Consider the following 18,069-nt stretch of genomic DNA (forward strand, 5'->3'; position numbering starts at 1 on the left):
AGAACAAATTGAAAATAGGAAAGCTGAAAATATCAAAACGCCATCTGGCTAAAACCGTTACCTGGCGGTTCATAGGTACCCTCGACACCATGCTTTTGGGCTGGTTGATCTCCGGGAATCCGATGGCCGGGGTGAAGATTGGCTTTGCAGAGGTTATTACCAAAATGGTATTGTACTACCTCCATGAACGGGTATGGTTCCGCTTTAATTTTCCTGACAGTCGTCCGCGCCATTTAATAAAGACCCTTAGCTGGCGTGCAATTGGAACGCTGGACACCATGGTATTGGCCTGGATCATTACCGGGAACCCAATGACCGGTTTACAGATAGGAGGCGCTGAGGTGATCACTAAAATGATTTTGTACTACCTCCACGAGCGAGGATGGTATCGCATTAATTATGGTCTGGATCAAAGAAATAAAATCAGAAAATTACAGCATCAAAGAGAAGCCCATGCAGAAAAACATTAAGGAACATGATTTTAAGATCGGAAAAACTGAACGGAATGCAGCGAAGGGACACCCTTCGTTCCTGATCTGGTTTACCGGGTTGTCAGGATCGGGGAAGTCAACCATAGCCAATGCTGTTGAGCAGGAACTTCATCAGCGCGGGATGCATACCTATATTCTTGATGGCGATAATATACGGCACGGACTTAACAGCGATCTTGATTTTAGCCCGGATTCACGTACTGAAAATATTCGTCGGATAGGCGAGGTAGCCAACCTGATGGTGGATGCCGGACTCATAGTATTGGCGGCCTTTGTGTCTCCTTATAGAAAAGACAGGGATCTGGTTGCTAAAACGGTAGGTAACGGGAATTATGTAGAGGTGTATGTGAGCACTTCCCTGGAAGAATGTGAACGACGAGATGTGAAAGGACTCTATGAAAAGGCCCGAAGAGGGGAGATCAAAAATATGACCGGGATATCAGCCCCTTATGAAGCTCCGGAAAATCCTGATATCGAAGTAGATCATACCTACTCTTTGGAAGACAGTGTAAATAAAATTATTACAACCATAGAAAATCGAATTAAAAGCTACCCCCATGAGTAAATACTATTTAAATTATCTGGAAGAACTCGAATCCGAAGCTATTTATGTGTTTCGTGAGGTATACGCCCAGTTTCAAAATCCGGTAATTCTCTTTTCAGGAGGAAAAGACTCCATAGTTCTGACCCACCTGGCAAAAAAGGCCTTCTGGCCGGCGAAGATCCCATTTGCCCTGATGCATGTAGATACCGGGCATAATTTCCCGGAGACGATCGCGTTCAGAGACCGGTTGATCAAGGATCTTGGGGTTCAACTCATTGTAGGTTCTGTTCAGGAGTCTATCGATCAGGGAAGGGTGGCTGAGGAAAAAGGCAAGAATGCCACCCGAAACGCCCTGCAAACCACCACCTTACTTGACGCCATAGAATACCATAAGGTAGACTGTGCCATGGGGGGCGGTCGGCGTGATGAAGAAAAAGCACGGGCCAAAGAGCGTTTCTTTTCCCACCGCGATGATTTCGGACAATGGGACCCTAAGAATCAACGGCCGGAGTTGTGGCACTTGTATAATGGAAAACATTTTGAAGGAGAGCATTTCAGGGCATTTCCTATTTCGAATTGGACAGAAATGGATGTATGGAGTTATATCAAAAAGGAAAATATTGAGATTCCCAGCCTTTATTTTGCCCACGAAAGGGAGGTGATATGGCGAAATGGGTCTTGGATTCCGAAATCGGAATTTCTGATCCTGGATGAAAGGGAAGAGATCGTAACTAAAAAGATTCGTTTTCGTACCCTGGGAGATATTACCATCACCGGGGGAATCGAATCAGATGCCGATACCCTTGAAAAGATCGTGGAAGAAGTGTCGGCCATGCGACAGACCGAGCGCGGTAACCGGGCAGACGACAAGCGATCGGAAACCGCCATGGAGGATCGCAAGCGGCAGGGTTACTTTTAATGGTAACTTGCCTGGTCCGACAGCGTTCAAGATCAGGTTTACTTCAGGAAAATTGTAGTTATCCTAAAAAAAAATTAAAGAGAAGCTAATTCTTTAGTTCAAAGTATGAAGATCTAACTGACAACATCAAATGAGATATTTTAATTATAACGATTACCCTGGTACCATGGAAATAAGCAATAACCAATTACTGCGTTTTACTACCGCAGGGAGTGTAGATGATGGGAAATCAACACTGATAGGCCGTTTACTATACGATTCTAAATCGATCTTCGAAGATCAGATAGAACAGGTTAGTAATACCTCAAAGAAGAAAGGACATGAGGGGGTAGACTTAGCGCTGTTTACCGACGGATTAAGAGATGAGAGGGAGCAGGGTATAACCATTGATGTGGCTTACCGTTATTTTACTACGCCTAAAAGAAAATTCATCATTGCAGATACACCGGGGCATATTCAATACACAAGGAATATGGTAACCGGTGCCAGTACGGCCAACGCAGCCATAATTTTGGTCGATGCCCGCCACGGAGTCATTGAGCAGACGAAGCGGCACGCTTTTATTGCTTCTCTACTGCAGATTCCACATATTATTGTTTGTGTTAATAAAATGGATCTTGTAGAATTTGAAGAAGAAACCTTCCAAAGTGTTGTGAGGGAATTTGAAGCTTTTTCCTCTAAAATGATGATCAAGGATATTCGCTTTATTCCCATTTCTGCATTGCTTGGAGACAATGTGGTTAACCGTTCTGAAAATATGGAGTGGTATAAAGATGCTCCTTTGTTACACACGCTGGAGAATCTCCATATTAGCAGTGATGTGAATAAGGTAGATGCGAGATTTCCGGTTCAAACGGTAATTCGCCCTCAGCGTGACGGGTTTATCGATTATCGGGGATATGCAGGGCAGATTGCCAGCGGGTTTCTGCGAAAAGGAGATGAGGTTACTATTTTACCTTCAGGCTTCTGTTCAAAGGTTAAAACCATTGATACGTATGATGGAGAACTTGATGAGGCTTTCGTTCCCCAATCGGTAGTGGTTACCCTGGAGGATGACATTGATATCAGCAGAGGAGATATGATCGTACGCACCAATAATCAGCCGGAATTGTCTCAAGACCTGGAGGTCATGCTTTGTTGGCTTGGAAACGAACCCGCACGGCACAGGGCAAAATATATTATAAGACATACCTCTAATGAGCAAAAAGCCATGATCAGGGAGATCGTTTATAAGATCGATATCAATACTTTGGAACGTAACACTGATGACACTGAAATTGGTATGAATGATATTTGTAAGGTGAAGATCAGAACTACCAAACCCCTGATGATCGATTCTTACCGGGATAACCGTACTACGGGAAGTATTATTCTGATCGATGAGGCTACTAATAATACCGTTGCCGCCGGAATGATCGTATAAATCATAATCATTCTAAGTTTCGGCAACAGGTCATAAGCTATTGTTATCCACAGTAACGTTTATTATTTATTGGTAGGGGAGAGGTATTCATACGTTTCAATTTTGCCCTGTATTGGAGGCTGTAAACCATATAATTACTATTAACCGTGAGATCGATGACTCTATCATTAGTCTGCCAAATGGGAGCGGGCAAAAAGTAAAGCCATTAAGTAAACAAGAATAAATATAGTTTTTAAGTAATAGAGGATGGTGATCGTGGATTAGGTATGCTGACCACTGATTTCTGATAAACGATATCTAACAATAATGGAAAATGACATTCGCCCATGGGGGCAATACTGGGTGCTTGAAGACGCCCCTACTCATAAAGTAAAGAGGATACGGGTAAATCCCGGAGGAAGATTATCTTACCAATACCACCACCATCGATCAGAGGTTTGGACGATTGTTGAAGGGGTAGGGCGTATAACCCTTGATGGAGAAGTCAAAGATTATACGGTAGGCGAAGTAGTGCAGATACCACAGGGCGTAAAACACCGAATACAAAATGCTTCCGATACTCCATGTGTGTTTATTGAGGTTCAACATGGTACTTATTTCGGGGAGGATGATATTGTGCGCATCGAAGACGATTACAATCGGAAATAGATTTTGCGATTGGTTTCTTCATGTTGAATTCCAATAAAAAGTGGTACCCGGATGCTCAGTATAGTTAAACAATTTTCCGGCTTCTATGAAACATGCATCTGAATGACCACACCCAAACAATGTATTCAAATCGACACCTCATTTTTAGATCAAGAATACAGTAATCCCTGGCGATGAGTGATGGTATTTACAATTGCTTAATTCTGAATTTTAATTCTACCACTTTTTTCAAGAAACTTAAAAATCCCGGATTGCCCTTGTGGCAAGAATTTTTGAGTTTTTTCTGAATCCTTCAGAGATCTCACAGATGTCGAAGTAGATGGTAGAGCCGCCTATGCCTTCGAAATTAAGGATCATCACTTTTTCGAGGGCATTCTTTTTTGCCAATACTCCCAGTTCATTGGAGGTCCAATAATGATCAAAGCCAAATCCGTAGGCGTTCGGAGATTCGCCTGCATGATAAAGATTTTGGCAGAGGTAATAGACTTCGAAATCAGACCCCAGGTACCAGTCGTCATAGCCATTAAGTTCCAGATCGTAACAGGCTTTTGCTGCGTAGGTTCCTTCTCCATATGTATCTACAATGTATTGGGTGTTGATCTCTCCATTTAAGGAAGTATTTCCGTTAAATATTGGCGATTCCGGGGCTGCACCTTCCGGGGCCCAGGGCAGATCACTGGTGGCCAGATCTTCCGGTGCGGCAATAAGTCCGTGTACTTCGCCCTCTACATACCGATCATCTTCCGGTTGAAAAATATAGAACACATACCCTCCCTGGAAATATTCTCCTATTGCAGGAGTATGGCAACCTTGCTCATTCACAGGTTGATTTTCGGGAGTATCCGGACAGGTGTCGAGGGCATTAGACACTCCGTCGTTGTCGTCATCTTTCTGAGAAGGAGTGCAGCCTGATGCATCGGCATTCTCCCCTGCAGGACTTTCCGGACATTCGTCATTGAGGTCATTGATCCCATCGTTATCAGTATCGAGTTGGGAAGGGCCACATCCGTCGGCATTGGTTTGTTCTCCTTCCGGGGTATTGGCACAGGTATCTAATGCATCATTCACTCCGTCGTTATCGCTATCTTTTTGGGAGGGGGCACACCCATTCGCATCTGCCGATTCGGTATTTGGAGTTCCGGGGCAAGCGTCCTCTTCATCGGGAATACCATCATTATCGCTATCTAAAGCAGAGGTGGGTTGTTCTGTTGGATTTGACAGATCTCGGGAGACCTGGTCCATATCAAGGTCACTTCCGCAGGAAAAAAGCAGGACTGGAATAAAGGGCAGCAGGGATCGTAACATCATCTTCATAGGCATTCATTTATAATTCGGATCTCTAATGATAAAGTAAAAAAAGATAAGACATCTATAGGGTACATGTTGTAAATATCAGTCAGACAGGCTGTTTCTTGGCTGAGTGATTAGCGATCCATAGAAAAAAGCAAGTTCAGAATGCCCTTATTTCAAATTTCTTAAAGATGATGCAGCTTACACTTATCGTTAATATAAGACCCTGTTTTCATATTAGATGTATCTACCTGCTATTTGAGACCAACTTGAAGCTAAAACCCTGAGGGCACAGCAGGTCAGGTATTTGGAATCAGCCTCGCTAATAATGAAGTACTCCTTACAGTTCTTGTTTCTTTCTCGACTGAATTTTCATTCGTTTTAACTAATATCACTTTTTTGCTGTAAGTCATTTATATTCAAAAGATTAAATTGTTGTTTGAATTTGACAGCTAATTTCAAGATGTAAAAATTGAAACAGGTAAATAGGGAAACAATGGTCAAGTACTATGTTATACCATGTTTTCACTTGAGTATACAGATTTTTAAGGATCATCCGGACCCTTGATTACAAAACGAAATTTGAAGATCAAAATAGAATATTCTAAGATGGAAAATATGGAACTCGTGCGGGAAAAATCAAAGCAGTTGGTATTGGAAAATGAATCCTTTACCCGCTATAAAATGAAGAGAAAATTCTGGAGGTATATATGGGAGGTATCCATGGTGAAGCGCTATCTTACCTCCGGTCAACGAGGCTTACCTGATTTTATTATTATCGGAGCCCAGAAGGCGGGAACAACTTCACTACACAGTTATCTGTCTGAACACCCTTTGGTACTCCCGCCAAAAATTAAGGAGATCCACTATTTTGATCTGAGTTATGACCGGGGCACGGGATGGTATCGATCTTTATTTCCTCTTAAAAAGGAGCTCAATGGCCATATAACCGGAGAAGCAAGTCCCCTTTATCTTTATTACCCTGAGGTGCCAAGTCGCATAAAAGAATTGTTACCGGAGGTGAAGCTTATCGTTTTGCTGAGAGATCCTGCAAAAAGAGCCATTTCTCACGTACATCACATGATACGACGAGGACTTGAAACACGGTCGCTGGAGGAGGTTTTTGCTGATGGTTTTGATGCACGGCTTCAATATGAACAGCGTTTAAGTGATCCCTGGGCAAAAAAGACTTTTAATTATCTTGACCGTGGGCTGTATGCGGATCAATTGAAGCGATGGTTTGACTGTTTCGACAGAGATCAGTTTCTGATCCTACGGAGCGAGGATTTCTATGCCAACACTCCGGAGACAGTAAGTAAGACCCTGGAATTTCTGGAACTTCCTGAATATGATGGTATCAATTTTGAAAAAGCACATAACCAGCATGGGTACAAAAAGCCCGATCCGGCACTGGTAAAAGCACTTCAGGAGTGGTACTCGCCAAACAACAGGGAGTTGGAAAAGCTATTGGGGATGGATTTTAAATGGTAAGCCGGCCCGGTTAAACGACTATCATATCTTTTATTACGGTGCACTCTAGGTTATCAGTCTTCAAACCAACTAAATACCTTGCTACAGATCCGAGAAGTAAATCGTTATAAGGATCAAATTATTTCATTTCATTCTAACACTATCGTAAACCATAAGTAAATGCTCGTTTCTATACCATTCTACTATTATAAAGTATTGTGAGTCTTACAGATCAAATAAAACGTTCAGGATTCTGGCAAGCCCTTGAGGTCCTGGTTTTGGTGATTACCCAATTTGTATACTTTGGGGTTATGGCGCGTATTTTGGAAAAATCAGATTACGGGTTGATGGCTATAGCCAATGGATTTGTTGCTTTGGGTATGATCTTCGCAGAAGGAGGAATGGGTGCTGCGCTGATACAGAAACAGAACGCCCTTAAAAGTCATAGTAAAGCCGCATTGCAGGGCAGTATATTATTTAGCTTGTGCATCGTTGGCCTTTTCTATTTGATGGCCCCTTTAATAGCCGCAGCATTTGATCAACCCATGCTTGCCGAATTGGTAAGGGTTATTGCCTGGAATTTCGTCTTGTTAGCTATCTACAGTATTCCGTTGAGCCTGCTTCAAAAAGAAATGCGCTTCAGGCACTCTGCCATAGTTACCATCCTGGCTAGTGTTATAGCCTATTCCTTTGGGATCGTCCTGGGGTATAAAGGCTGGGGAGTCTGGTCATTGGTGGGGGCGGTTTTGCTTAACTCCCTCTTAAAAATGATAGGTTACCTCTATCTGGCCCCCGTAAGGTTTTCAATTAAATGGTATTATTCAGAATGGAAAGAATTATTTTCTTTTGGTTCAGGGATGATTCTTTTGAAGGTGAATAGCTATATTTCTAAAAACGGGTTGATCCTCTTGTTGGGGAAAATATTCAGCCCGGGAATGTTAGGGGTTTTTGAGCGTTCGTACCAGATCAATAATATGCCGAGTAACTACCTTGGGCAGATTCTTATCAAGATCATGTTTCCTGCGCTTTCCAAATTACAGGATAATGAACAGCGACAATTCAGACTTTATGATCACGGTCTTGGGTTGAGTAATTCCATTTTAATGCCTTTATCACTTTTCCTTATCTATTTTAGTAAAGAAGTGGTTCTCATCATGCTGGGAGAAAAATGGATGGATGCAGTGTTACCCCTGCAGCTGTTGTTTGTTGTGATGCCCTTTACCATTTCTTCAAGAATGACAGATGCCCTGATCAGGGCAAAAGGATTGGTGTATAAAAATGTTAGTCGGAAAATGATTTATGCGATCATACTTCTGGTATCTTGTGGGTTTGGAGGTTATTATTACGGTCTGGGTGGGGCAGCCGTTGCCGTGGTTTTTAGTACCCTGATCAATTATATTATGATGGTGTACCTGGTGAAGGTGGTATTTAAAAGATCATTCTATCAGGTTTTCTACGGCCCTTTGAAACAGGGAGTATTACTTACCCTTAAGACCGGAATCCTGTTGCTGGGATACCATTTTAGCTATGGTATGTATAATGCTCCCGGAGTAGTTCCCTTTTTACTTTTTACCACTTTATCCGGTATAGGGGTGTTGATTGCCGGTTTGCGATTCCCTCAATTTCTTGGCTCCTATATCAAGTTGACTCTGGATCAGGTTCTTGGTAAGTATGGTTTTTACAAAGGTAGTGTTTAAGGCCGGCCCCAATGGGGGGCTATTTTCATATTACAAAAAAGCGATAATTGCTCTTCATGGTTAATGCGTTCGCTAACCACAAACCATAAACCGATGAAATCCAGGGTTCAATTACAATCTAAAGTATAGGGAACAGTTGGAGTTACCTCCCAGGTAGAGGGAATATTGTCCAGCTGTGATTGATTAACCTTGATACAATTCAATTCATGACCATTGATTTTTAGATTGGATAAGGCATTGTTATTCGAGACATCTAATTTTGATAGATTAATTCCGTTAAACTCACTGATATTTAGTGTGTTGAGTGTCTTGTTTGCAGAGATATTGACAGAAGTTACCCCCATGAGATACAATTCTTCTAATCCTTCAAATTGAGACAGAGCGATCTTATAAATTGCAGACTGACTGCTATCGCCGGTAGCTGTGATAATTTTCACATCAGGTGAATTCGAAATACTGATGTTCTCCCTGACATGGCATTGGATCAGGTTTAACATTTCCAGACTGGGATTATTATTAACAGACAGGGTGTTAATTCCGGTTATTTCTTCGTAATACCCCAGGCTCAGGGATGTAAGCAAGGGGTTGTTATTAATTTCAAAAATATTGGAAAAGGTTCCGTACTCTGTGATTTTCTCTAATACGGGGTTATTTTCAATTCTAATATTTCCTGTAGCCCCTTCGTTTGAGATTGATATACTGTTTATATATAATTCTTGCAGGTTCGGATTATCCATAATCTCAATGATGTCGGTGGCAATCGTATAATCCCCAAAAGCACCGTAGCTAAATACCTCCAGTTTGGGAAAGTTATTAACGATCAATGGAACAGCGGTGGCCCACAATCTCAATTCTTTTAAAGCCGGAGCTGTTTCCAGTGCGTCAAGGGTTGAAATAATACCATATTGATTATCATCATCAATTCGTAGTTTTTCCAGGCTACTGAAATCCTGAATTCCTGTCCAATCATCAATGGTACGCCCATTGGTATCAAATTGATTTGTGATATTCAATTCTGTTATATTTTCAATGTTTTCTGTAAGCACATAATTATCCAGGATATCGTCATACCCCTGTTCTATGAGGAACTGTTCAAAAACATCATCAGGCACAAAAGTCTTTGAAGCCTGAGCCTCTTCGGCGGTCTTAGTGGTTTGCTCCTCCCAATACCCTTTGTTACCGGTCTCATCTTCTACATATATCTGCCAGTAATAGGTTGTGTTTGGTGTTAATGGTGCGGGATTTTCTCCACCCACAGTTTGTCGGTGACGGTCCAGGAAGCGTTCTTCTTTGGCCGTAGAATCCTGATAGTTGCCTGAGGAAGTACCAAAGCGTATATATCCTTTACTACCTTCATCCAGGTTCCATTCTACACGGAAGGTGGTGGGGGTGATTTGATCAACAACTATATTGGTGACTACAGGAGGGGAGGTATCTGACTGGGCATCAGAACAGCCTTCTTCATTCACAGATGCCCCGACTTCAGTGTCCGGACACTGATCTTCAGCATTAGAGACGCCATCATCGTCATCATCCTTCTGGGAATCTGAACATCCTTCATCGTCTACATTTTCTCCCTCGGGTGTATCCGGGCATTGATCAATATCGTCTTTAACCCCGTCGCCATCAGCATCAGCGGTATTTTGAGAGTCGGAACATCCGTTCTCATCCACTTCTTCACCCTCCGGCGTATTTGGACAGTCATCATCTGCATCGGGAACACCATCCCCGTCAGCATCGGCCGTATTTTGAGAGTCAGAACATCCATTCTCATCCACTTCTTCACCTTCGGGGGTATTCGGACACTGATCATCGTCGTTTGGAACTCCATCTCCATCCCCATCGTCATTACCTTCTTCACAACCGTTCTCATCTACGGTAGCACCCGCAGGTGTTTCCGGGCACTGGTCATCTGCATCGCTTACCCCATCATCATCACTGTCTTTCTGTGAGGTGCTACACCCATTCTCATCGGCATTTTCACTAGCCGGGGTTTCCGGGCATTGGTCATCGGCGTCAGCTACGCCGTCATTATCGGCATCTTGAGGTGGTGGTGGGGTTTGTCCGGGTGGTGGTGGCTCAGGGAGGTTGCTATCCATTTCTACATCGCTCCCACAGGAGAATACAAGTAACAGGAATAACAGGAGCATCATTTGTCGTAGTTGTGTCTTCATGAGAGGTTTGTTGTTAATTAGCTGTATTTCGTTATTGGTTGTTTGCGATCAGTTCATGACCATGATGGATTGTACATCTGTTAACAGATAGTGGAGCACGCGATATACCGTATCCTATTGATACGATGCGATCTGTGAGGTGAGGGGGAGAGTTTGTTTAGTTTGGTAAAATACTGAAAATCAAGTTTTTATAATACAAAAAATTCGTTTTTAACTTTTTTGGTTATGAGGTTATGAGGTTATGAGGTTATGAGGTTATGAGGTTATGAGGTTATAAGGAGTAACGAATAACTGAGAACCGAAAACCGAGAACTATATCCAGGTTACCAGGTTACTAAGTGAATTGGCGATTTGGTCGTCTTCGCTAAGGATCGAGCGTTAAGAAAACAGCCAGCGGCTGTTTTTAGCGAAGGGGCCAGCTGGCGGGATGGCAGGAGGGACGTGTCGATCTCCTCGCTTTAGTACTGCAGCATTAAAATGAACAGCTTCTTAAAGCTTCTTGTTTAACCGGGAAAATCCTTCGCAGCAATAACCGATGCTTAGACATGTTATTATATGGATGATTCTCATTGGGTTCTTTTGCACCAATTTTACAGTTTTTCAATTCCTCAATTTTACATTATTATTTCAATCTACCACCGACCACTGACCACAGAACATCAACGCTGACTACTAATAGGATTTTGCTTCCGGGTCATCCTATATATTTTAACAGCATTTCACAATTAGGAATTTAACTCGAATCTTTGGTAGTGCTGAAAAGATTTGGGTTAAGATAATATAAGAGCAGAATTCTGCTGATTTTCTCGTTACGTTCATTGATTTCTAAACTGTGAGATCAATGTAAAAGCGTGAGAAGCACTGATCCAGGAAACCTCCTTCTCAATTACTCCAAAATTTCTTGATAGTCTGATAAAAGTTTGTCAACAGACAATTCATCTGATAAAACTGATAGAAAAGCTAAAAAAATCTATGTTTTTTGTATAAATCATAATTTTTAAGGTAATAAACTAACACCGTAAAACTATGGCAATCAGGAGGATAGCCTATTTTGACTATGCCAGATTTTTGGCAATTTTGGGCGTAATATTGGTTCATGTCGGGCAACATTCAAGCATTTCATTAGTACCGAAATCTGTAACAGGTTTAGGCCGTTTTGGAGTACAATTGTTTTTTATAGTAAGTGGTGCTACTATTTATATCACCTATAATAGTCTGTTGAAAAAAACGACAGTGCCCAATCGTATTTTTTACATCAAACGATTTTTCAGAATCGTACCCCTCTTTATTTTAATGGGGTTTTACTACAGCCTCACTTCGGAAACGGCAGTTTTTCACATTTTGTCTCCTCTAAGTGGTCTTAACCCTTATTATATGGATGCCATTGCCGGAGGATGGTCGATATGGAATGAGATGTATTTTTATCTCATTTTTCCTCTGTATTTTCTAATCCGAGATCGAAAAGGGGGCGTGTTTGTACTTTCGGCGATTTTAGTTCTTTTGTCCTTCATTATAAATACCAGGATTTTTGGTATCGTAGAGAATAGTGTTCATATGATGAATTTTGACTATCTAAATATCTTCACTCAATTTATATGCTTTGTTTTTGGAATAGAAATGATGGCTAAAGCTTATAAAAAGATCCTCATTATTTTTACCACATACCTGTTATTTGGTTTCGGTTTAAAATGGTTGTTCTTTAATGATTATATTGGAGTTACCGATTTTGGAGCGAGTTATTGGTTAGCATTGATCTCTATTTTATGCCTGGCAATTTTATACTTCCTGAAGTATCTGTCTTCTCAATTTGAAAAGATACATGATCATAAGATATTTAGATTGATATCGACCATGGGACAAATGACTTATACCTCTTATATGATTCATTTTGTATTAATTGATATCTATTTCAAGCAGTTGAAATTTGATTACGGTTTAAGTATTAATTTTTTATTGATTTCTGCTGTTACTTTTTCTTTATCGTATTTTCTGAAACCATATACAGAGAATATTTGGTCGGCTTACGGAAACAAGCTTGCATTAAAGTTTTTAAAACCGAATTATTCTTTACAAGTAGTCAAAGAGTAAATTTATGTTACTAATTTAAAATACGTTAACTTTAGAATTACATTCGGTTCCCTCTGCATTTTGCACTCGTTGCAACTTACAATCCATTTGATTGATTTGTGACTTGAGATCTAAAATTTTTCACCCTTTTACAGGTTAGAAGTTCTTAGAACAATATTATATGCTTTTTAATTCAGTTGATTTTGCTGTTTTCTTACCATTGGTATTCTTGGCCTATTGGTTTGTAACCCAACACAATTTGAAAGCTCAAAATATCTTGCTCTTATTGGCAAGCTATCTTTTTTATGGTTGGTGGGACTGGCGGTTTCTTTCGCTTATTCTGTTCAGTACGATAATTGATTACACTATCGGACTTCACTTACACAAAACTAACCGATCTCAAAAAAGGAAGCTCCTGTTATGGCTAAGTCTATTGATCAATCTGGGGTTTCTTGGTTTTTTTAAGTACTACAATTTTTTCCTTGACAACCTGATAGAAGCGTTTACTTTTTTTGGCACCCCATTACAGGCTCGTTCGTTAAGTATTATTCTTCCGGTAGGTATAAGCTTTTACACCTTTCAAACCCTTAGTTATACCATAGATATTTATAGGAGAAAGATGGAACCCACTCACAATTTTATTGCCTTCGCAGCATTTGTGAGCTTTTTCCCCCAGCTCGTGGCCGGCCCTATTGAAAGAGCGCAGAATTTACTCCCCCAGTTTTTTAAGCCACGTAAATTTAATTACACCTGTGCAGTTGACGGATTACGCCAAATACTGTGGGGACTGGTTAAAAAGGTTATCGTTGCTGATAGTTGTGCACGGTATGCCAATATTATTTTTGACAATTCAGACGACTTGACGGGAAGCAGTCTGGTTCTGGGCGCCGTTTTCTTTGCGTTTCAGATTTATGGCGATTTTTCCGGATACTCAGATATAGCCATAGGTACAGCTCGTCTGTTTGGATTTAATTTGATGAAAAATTTTGCTTTTCCGTACTTCTCCAGGGACATTGCAGAATTCTGGCGCAGATGGCACATCTCTCTTTCTACCTGGTTTCGCGATTACCTGTATATTCCTTTAGGAGGAAGCCGGGGTAATACAGCAATGCAAGTACGTAATGTATTTATAATTTTTGTTGTAAGTGGGTTCTGGCATGGAGCTAATTGGACTTTTATTGTATGGGGGGGTATAAATGCCCTATATTTCTTGCCCATCCTCCTTTCCGGAAAGAACAGAAGGCATTTGGACGATGTGGCTTCCGGTAAAATTTATGCCAGCTTCCGGGAAATAAGTTCTATAGGATTCACATTTATACTAACCTTATTAGCCTGGATATTTTTCAGGGCAGAGAATATCTCCCACGCCTGGAATTATATTCAAGGTATTTTTTCTCAAAGCCTGTTCCAAGTGCCAAATTTTGATGGATTCATCCCTTCGAAAGCGGTACTAGGTATTGTAGCCATCTTTGTAATTGTCGAGTGGTTCGGACGAACCGGGGTCTATGCTATCGAGAAGTTAGGATTAAAATGGCATCCTATGGTGCGTTTAGGATTTTATTACTTGCTGAGTTTAGCAGTTTTATTGTTCAGCGGACAAAAACAAGAATTTATATATTTTCAATTTTAATAAGATGAATCGCTTCCTATTAAAGATCGCCCTGTTTTGCTGTTTATTATTGATTGGTTTTGGAAGCTTATTTTTTTTGGCAGACGGGTATACCGATCCTTTTTACCTTAAATTCACAAGTCCGAGACAGGAAAATATGTTATTAGGCACATCACGGGCGGCCCATGGACTTCAGCCCAGGGTGTTAAACAACTGTTTGGAACGGGAATTTTTCAATTATTCCTTCAGTCTTCTTCATAGTCCGTTCGGGCCGGTATACTATGAGAGCATTAAAAGAAAGGTTGACACGACTGCCAGGGATGGATGTTTTATTGTGGCAGTAGACCCATGGAGTATATCTTCAGAAAATGATGATCCGGATGATCCATCCGGATTTCGTGAGACCACAGGATTTTTGGCATCGGTAAAGGATGTTACCTCTTCACCAAATCTGGAGTATCTCATTAAATCATTGAAGGGAGAGTATTATAGGTTGGTACCAATGCCAAGAGATCTGCAGCTGCAACATCTTCATAAAGATGGCTGGTTGGAGGTGAAATTGCCCCCGGATACAACTTCATTTAATCGTAGGTCCTTATACAGGGCAAAACGCTACCTTAAGAATAAGATGCCTCTTAACAGGGTCTCCGCTACAAGGCTTGTTTATCTTGAAAAGATCGTTGCTTTTCTCAAGCAACATGGAAAAGTTTACCTGGTTCGGTTACCGGTGCATCCGGAAATGGCCAAAGTAGAGCAGATCTATATGCCCGATTTTAAAGATAAGATCAAAAATGTAGTAACCCTAAGTGATGGGTATTTCGATATGCACAACTTAAACCATAAATTTTTGTATACCGATGGAAATCACCTCCACAGGGATTCCGGGGCTAAAGTTTCTGCCCTGGTCGGCAAATTTATCCTCGAAAGGTCAAAGGGCATGGCTCTGAAATAAACCAAAGATTTATGCTTATTACCCTTTTACATAAATCTTTATTTCCATAATGAAAGGCTTGTATTTAAAATCTATGACACATCCTGAGAAGTAGGCGGATTTTGTCCGGGAGGGGGAGCAGGTTTGGGGAGGTTATGAAGTTACGAGGTTACGGAGGTACGAGGACCAATGCTCAATTCCAAAAGAATCCAAATGGGTAAATAAGCTATGAGGTCGTCTTCGCGAGGTAGGACAAAGTCCTGCCGTGGCGATCTCCCGATTACACCACTAAAGCTCTCAAAAGTATAGATTTTATTAATTTTCCGTTTCAACGGGAAGATCCTTCACAGCGTAACCGCTACTCAGGACATTTTACTTTGTGGATGATTCTCGAAGAGTTCTTAAAGGGCAATTTTAAAGTTCCTCAATTCCTCAATTTTGCAATCTTCTAACCACTGATTAATGACCGACTTGTTATGCAAGCACTACTGTTGAAGCAGAACAAGCATTGGGAATTAATCCCGCTTCAGCGGGACCACCAACTGCCATCCAGACAACCCATTTCATCCTCAAGGAAATACCCTTAATTACAGTTCAAGCTATAGATTACCGGAGGGTCTGTAACCCAGGTAGGCGGAATATTATCCAGTTGCTGCTGATTTACGGTAACACACTTCAAAATATGTTTAAGCAGGTCAAAATTCATTAAATTATTATTGTAGGATATGTCAAGACCAGTAAGGGACATCGATTCTAAGTAGAGAGTTTGCAATGATGATAATTCATTAAGATCAAGTGTGGCAAATTTTAGAAACCAAGTGCCATAAGTATTATCACCGGAGATGCGGATTTTATTTAAATTTTGACAACTCGTTATTTGAATGTTGTCTAGTTGTATCGCATTTATTTCAATTTCCGTCAAACCCGGATTATTTGTGCATTCCAGGTTTTCCACCCATCCGGGTAACTCATAATCTCCCAAATATAATCCTTGTAATACAGCATTATTTGCGATAATGAGGTCGTCAAAACTACTTTCATAACCATATATGATCTCCAGAACAACATTATTTTGGATTTTGACATCTTTACCGGAACCAAAATAATACCCAACAACTTCTAAGAATTGGTTATTGGTAATTTCAAAGGGTCCTTCGGAATAAGTTCCAACAGATAATCTTTGTAAGGTCGGATGGTCATTGATAATATAGCCGTTCTCAACCCCAAAATAGGTGTCAACACTTAATGTTACTAGATTAACTTCCGGTAAAACATCAAAATTATTTAAATAGCAATCGTAAATTTTAAGATTTTTAAGGTTGGTAAAATCTTCAAGCCCGGTCAGATCTTCAAGGCGATCGGGAAGTAAAAAAGATTGTTCTCCATCAATTTCCAGATCCGTAATGTTTTCAATATTGGATGTCAATACATAATCATCCAAAACATCATCATACCCCAGATCGATCAGGATTTTTTCAAAGGCATTATCGGGCACATAGGTTTTTGTTCCCTCCACACACCCCTGTTCGTTTACCTCCGAATCTGCAGGGGTATCCGGGCACTGGTCGTCAGCATCGCTCACACCATCTCCGTCGCTATCCTTTTGAGTGTCTGAGCATCCTTGATCATCTACAGCTTCCCCGTTAGGTGTGTCGGGACACTGGTCGGTATCATTAAATACTCCGTCATTATCATCATCCTTTTGAGAATCTGAGCACCCTGCTTCATCCACTTCTTCTCCTTCAGGGGTATCAGGACATTGGTCATCTGTATTAAAAACCCCGTCTTCATCATCGTCTTTTTGGGATTCAGAACACCCATTTTCGTTCACTTCTTCTCCTTCGGGAGTCTCGGGACATTGATCTGTATCATCATTAATCCCATCCACATCACTATCCAACTGAGAGGCTGAACATCCGTTTTCATCTACTTCTTCGCCTTGCGGAGTTTCAATACATTCATCATCATCGTCAGCTACTCCATCGCTGTCAGCATCAGCTGTGTTTTGAGAATCAGAACATCCGTTTTCATCTACTTCTTCGCCCTGGGGAGTATTCGGACAATCATCATCAGTATCAGCAACCCCGTCTCCATCCGCATCAGCCGTATTCTGGGAATCAGAACATCCATTTTCATCCACTTCTTCGCCTTCGGGGGTATTTGGACATTGGTCATTGTCATTGGTTACCCCATCGCCATCCCCGTCATCGTTACCCTCCTCACATCCGATTTCATCTACGGTTGCTCCTGAAGGAGTGTCAGGGCACTGGTCGGCATCGTCATTGACGCCATCACCATCCCCATCTTTTTGGGAGTCGGCACAACCGTTTTCATCCACATTTTCTCCATTGGGAGTTTCCGGGCATTGGTCATCGGTATCTGCTACTCCGTCGTTATCGGCATCCTGTGGTGTGGGTGGATTTTGTCCGGGCGGAGGAGGTGGTTCCGGAAGGTTATTATCCATTTCCATATCACTGCCACAGGAAACGGCGAATGCAATGAATAGAAGTACCATAAGTTTATGTACTTGTTTCATCATTCTGGTTTTGTGGGTTGTCTGTTTACAATACGGGCAGGGAATCAGGAAAGGGAAGTGTTCAATGCATTTGAAATCAAGGTGTTTAACCAAATGCGAGTTTAAGTAGCTTAAATATAGTTAGTTAGCCGTCTGCGAAAAATGATTATTGTCATCGTTGGGTGCAACAAATTCGTTTTTAACTTTTTTCCGTTATGCCGTTATGCCGTTATGCCGTTATGCCGTTATGAAGGTGCGAGGGTACGAGGACGAATGCTCAATTTCAAAAGA

Annotated in this window: 13 protein-coding genes; 10 read left to right on the top strand and 3 right to left on the bottom strand. The window is 41.2% G+C overall.

What is annotated here, in order from left to right; translation table 11 throughout:
* Window positions 1-8: 8 nt before the first annotated feature.
* From E7Z59_RS08815 to E7Z59_RS08835, 5 genes are all read left to right on the top strand, one after another.
* Window positions 9-470 carry a DUF2061 domain-containing protein gene (locus E7Z59_RS08815; protein ID WP_242015693.1) on the top strand — a complete coding sequence of 154 codons (462 nt, stop codon included), beginning with the start codon at window positions 9-11 and terminating at the stop codon, window positions 468-470.
* Window positions 454-1,056: an adenylyl-sulfate kinase gene (cysC, locus tag E7Z59_RS08820; protein WP_136335951.1), complete on the top strand. Its 603-nt coding sequence runs from the start codon at window positions 454-456 to the stop codon at window positions 1,054-1,056. The genes E7Z59_RS08815 and cysC overlap by 17 nt, the downstream gene beginning before the upstream one ends.
* Window positions 1,049-1,954: a sulfate adenylyltransferase subunit CysD gene (gene cysD, locus E7Z59_RS08825; protein ID WP_136335952.1), complete on the top strand. Its 906-nt coding sequence runs from the start codon at window positions 1,049-1,051 to the stop codon at window positions 1,952-1,954. Before cysC ends, cysD begins: the two co-directional genes overlap by 8 nt.
* A gap of 166 nt (window positions 1,955-2,120) precedes the next feature.
* Window positions 2,121-3,377 (top strand): sulfate adenylyltransferase subunit CysN, encoded by a 1,257-nt coding sequence (cysN, locus tag E7Z59_RS08830; protein WP_136336319.1) that lies wholly within the window; start codon window positions 2,121-2,123, stop codon window positions 3,375-3,377.
* A gap of 306 nt (window positions 3,378-3,683) precedes the next feature.
* Window positions 3,684-4,025 (top strand): phosphomannose isomerase type II C-terminal cupin domain, encoded by a 342-nt coding sequence (locus tag E7Z59_RS08835; RefSeq protein WP_136335953.1) that lies wholly within the window; start codon window positions 3,684-3,686, stop codon window positions 4,023-4,025.
* Window positions 4,026-4,262: 237 nt separating this feature from the next.
* On the opposite strand, the gene E7Z59_RS08840 is transcribed toward E7Z59_RS08835, so the two are convergent.
* Window positions 4,263-5,339 carry a thrombospondin type 3 repeat-containing protein gene (locus tag E7Z59_RS08840; protein ID WP_168731268.1) on the bottom strand — a complete coding sequence of 359 codons (1,077 nt, stop codon included), beginning with the start codon at window positions 5,337-5,339 and terminating at the stop codon, window positions 4,263-4,265.
* A 558-nt stretch (window positions 5,340-5,897) separates the two neighbouring features.
* Between E7Z59_RS08840 and E7Z59_RS08845 the strand changes: the two genes are divergently transcribed.
* Both E7Z59_RS08845 and E7Z59_RS08850 read left to right on the top strand, forming a co-directional pair.
* On the top strand, window positions 5,898-6,806 hold the full coding sequence (locus E7Z59_RS08845) for a sulfotransferase family protein (protein ID WP_136335955.1): 909 nt from the start codon (window positions 5,898-5,900) through the stop codon (window positions 6,804-6,806).
* Between the two features lie 197 nt (window positions 6,807-7,003).
* Window positions 7,004-8,482 carry a lipopolysaccharide biosynthesis protein gene (locus tag E7Z59_RS08850; protein WP_168731269.1) on the top strand — a complete coding sequence of 493 codons (1,479 nt, stop codon included), beginning with the start codon at window positions 7,004-7,006 and terminating at the stop codon, window positions 8,480-8,482.
* 107 nt (window positions 8,483-8,589) lie between these two features.
* Here the strand turns inward: E7Z59_RS08850 and E7Z59_RS08855 are convergent, their stop codons facing one another.
* Window positions 8,590-10,656 carry a fibronectin type III domain-containing protein gene (locus E7Z59_RS08855; RefSeq protein ID WP_136335957.1) on the bottom strand — a complete coding sequence of 689 codons (2,067 nt, stop codon included), beginning with the start codon at window positions 10,654-10,656 and terminating at the stop codon, window positions 8,590-8,592.
* Window positions 10,657-11,682: 1,026 nt separating this feature from the next.
* Here E7Z59_RS08855 and E7Z59_RS08860 point away from each other — a divergent pair.
* The 3 genes from E7Z59_RS08860 (at window position 11,683) to E7Z59_RS08870 (ending at window position 15,284) form a co-directional block, all read left to right on the top strand.
* A complete protein-coding gene (locus E7Z59_RS08860; RefSeq protein WP_136335958.1) occupies window positions 11,683-12,744 on the top strand; it encodes an acyltransferase family protein in 1,062 nt (353 codons plus the stop codon).
* A gap of 160 nt (window positions 12,745-12,904) precedes the next feature.
* The gene (locus E7Z59_RS08865) at window positions 12,905-14,353 is read left to right on the top strand and encodes an MBOAT family O-acyltransferase (RefSeq protein WP_136335959.1); all 1,449 of its coding nucleotides are present in this window, start codon (window positions 12,905-12,907) and stop codon (window positions 14,351-14,353) included.
* A 4-nt stretch (window positions 14,354-14,357) separates the two neighbouring features.
* Entirely contained in the window at window positions 14,358-15,284 is a 927-nt protein-coding gene (locus tag E7Z59_RS08870; protein ID WP_136335960.1) for a hypothetical protein, read from the top strand.
* A 562-nt stretch (window positions 15,285-15,846) separates the two neighbouring features.
* On the opposite strand, the gene E7Z59_RS08875 is transcribed toward E7Z59_RS08870, so the two are convergent.
* Entirely contained in the window at window positions 15,847-17,802 is a 1,956-nt protein-coding gene (locus E7Z59_RS08875; RefSeq protein ID WP_136335961.1) for a thrombospondin type 3 repeat-containing protein, read from the bottom strand.
* Window positions 17,803-18,069 lie beyond the last annotated feature (267 nt).

This window comes from Robertkochia marina (assembly GCF_004799345.1).
GTDB classification, from domain to species: Bacteria; Bacteroidota; Bacteroidia; order Flavobacteriales; family Flavobacteriaceae; genus Robertkochia; species Robertkochia marina.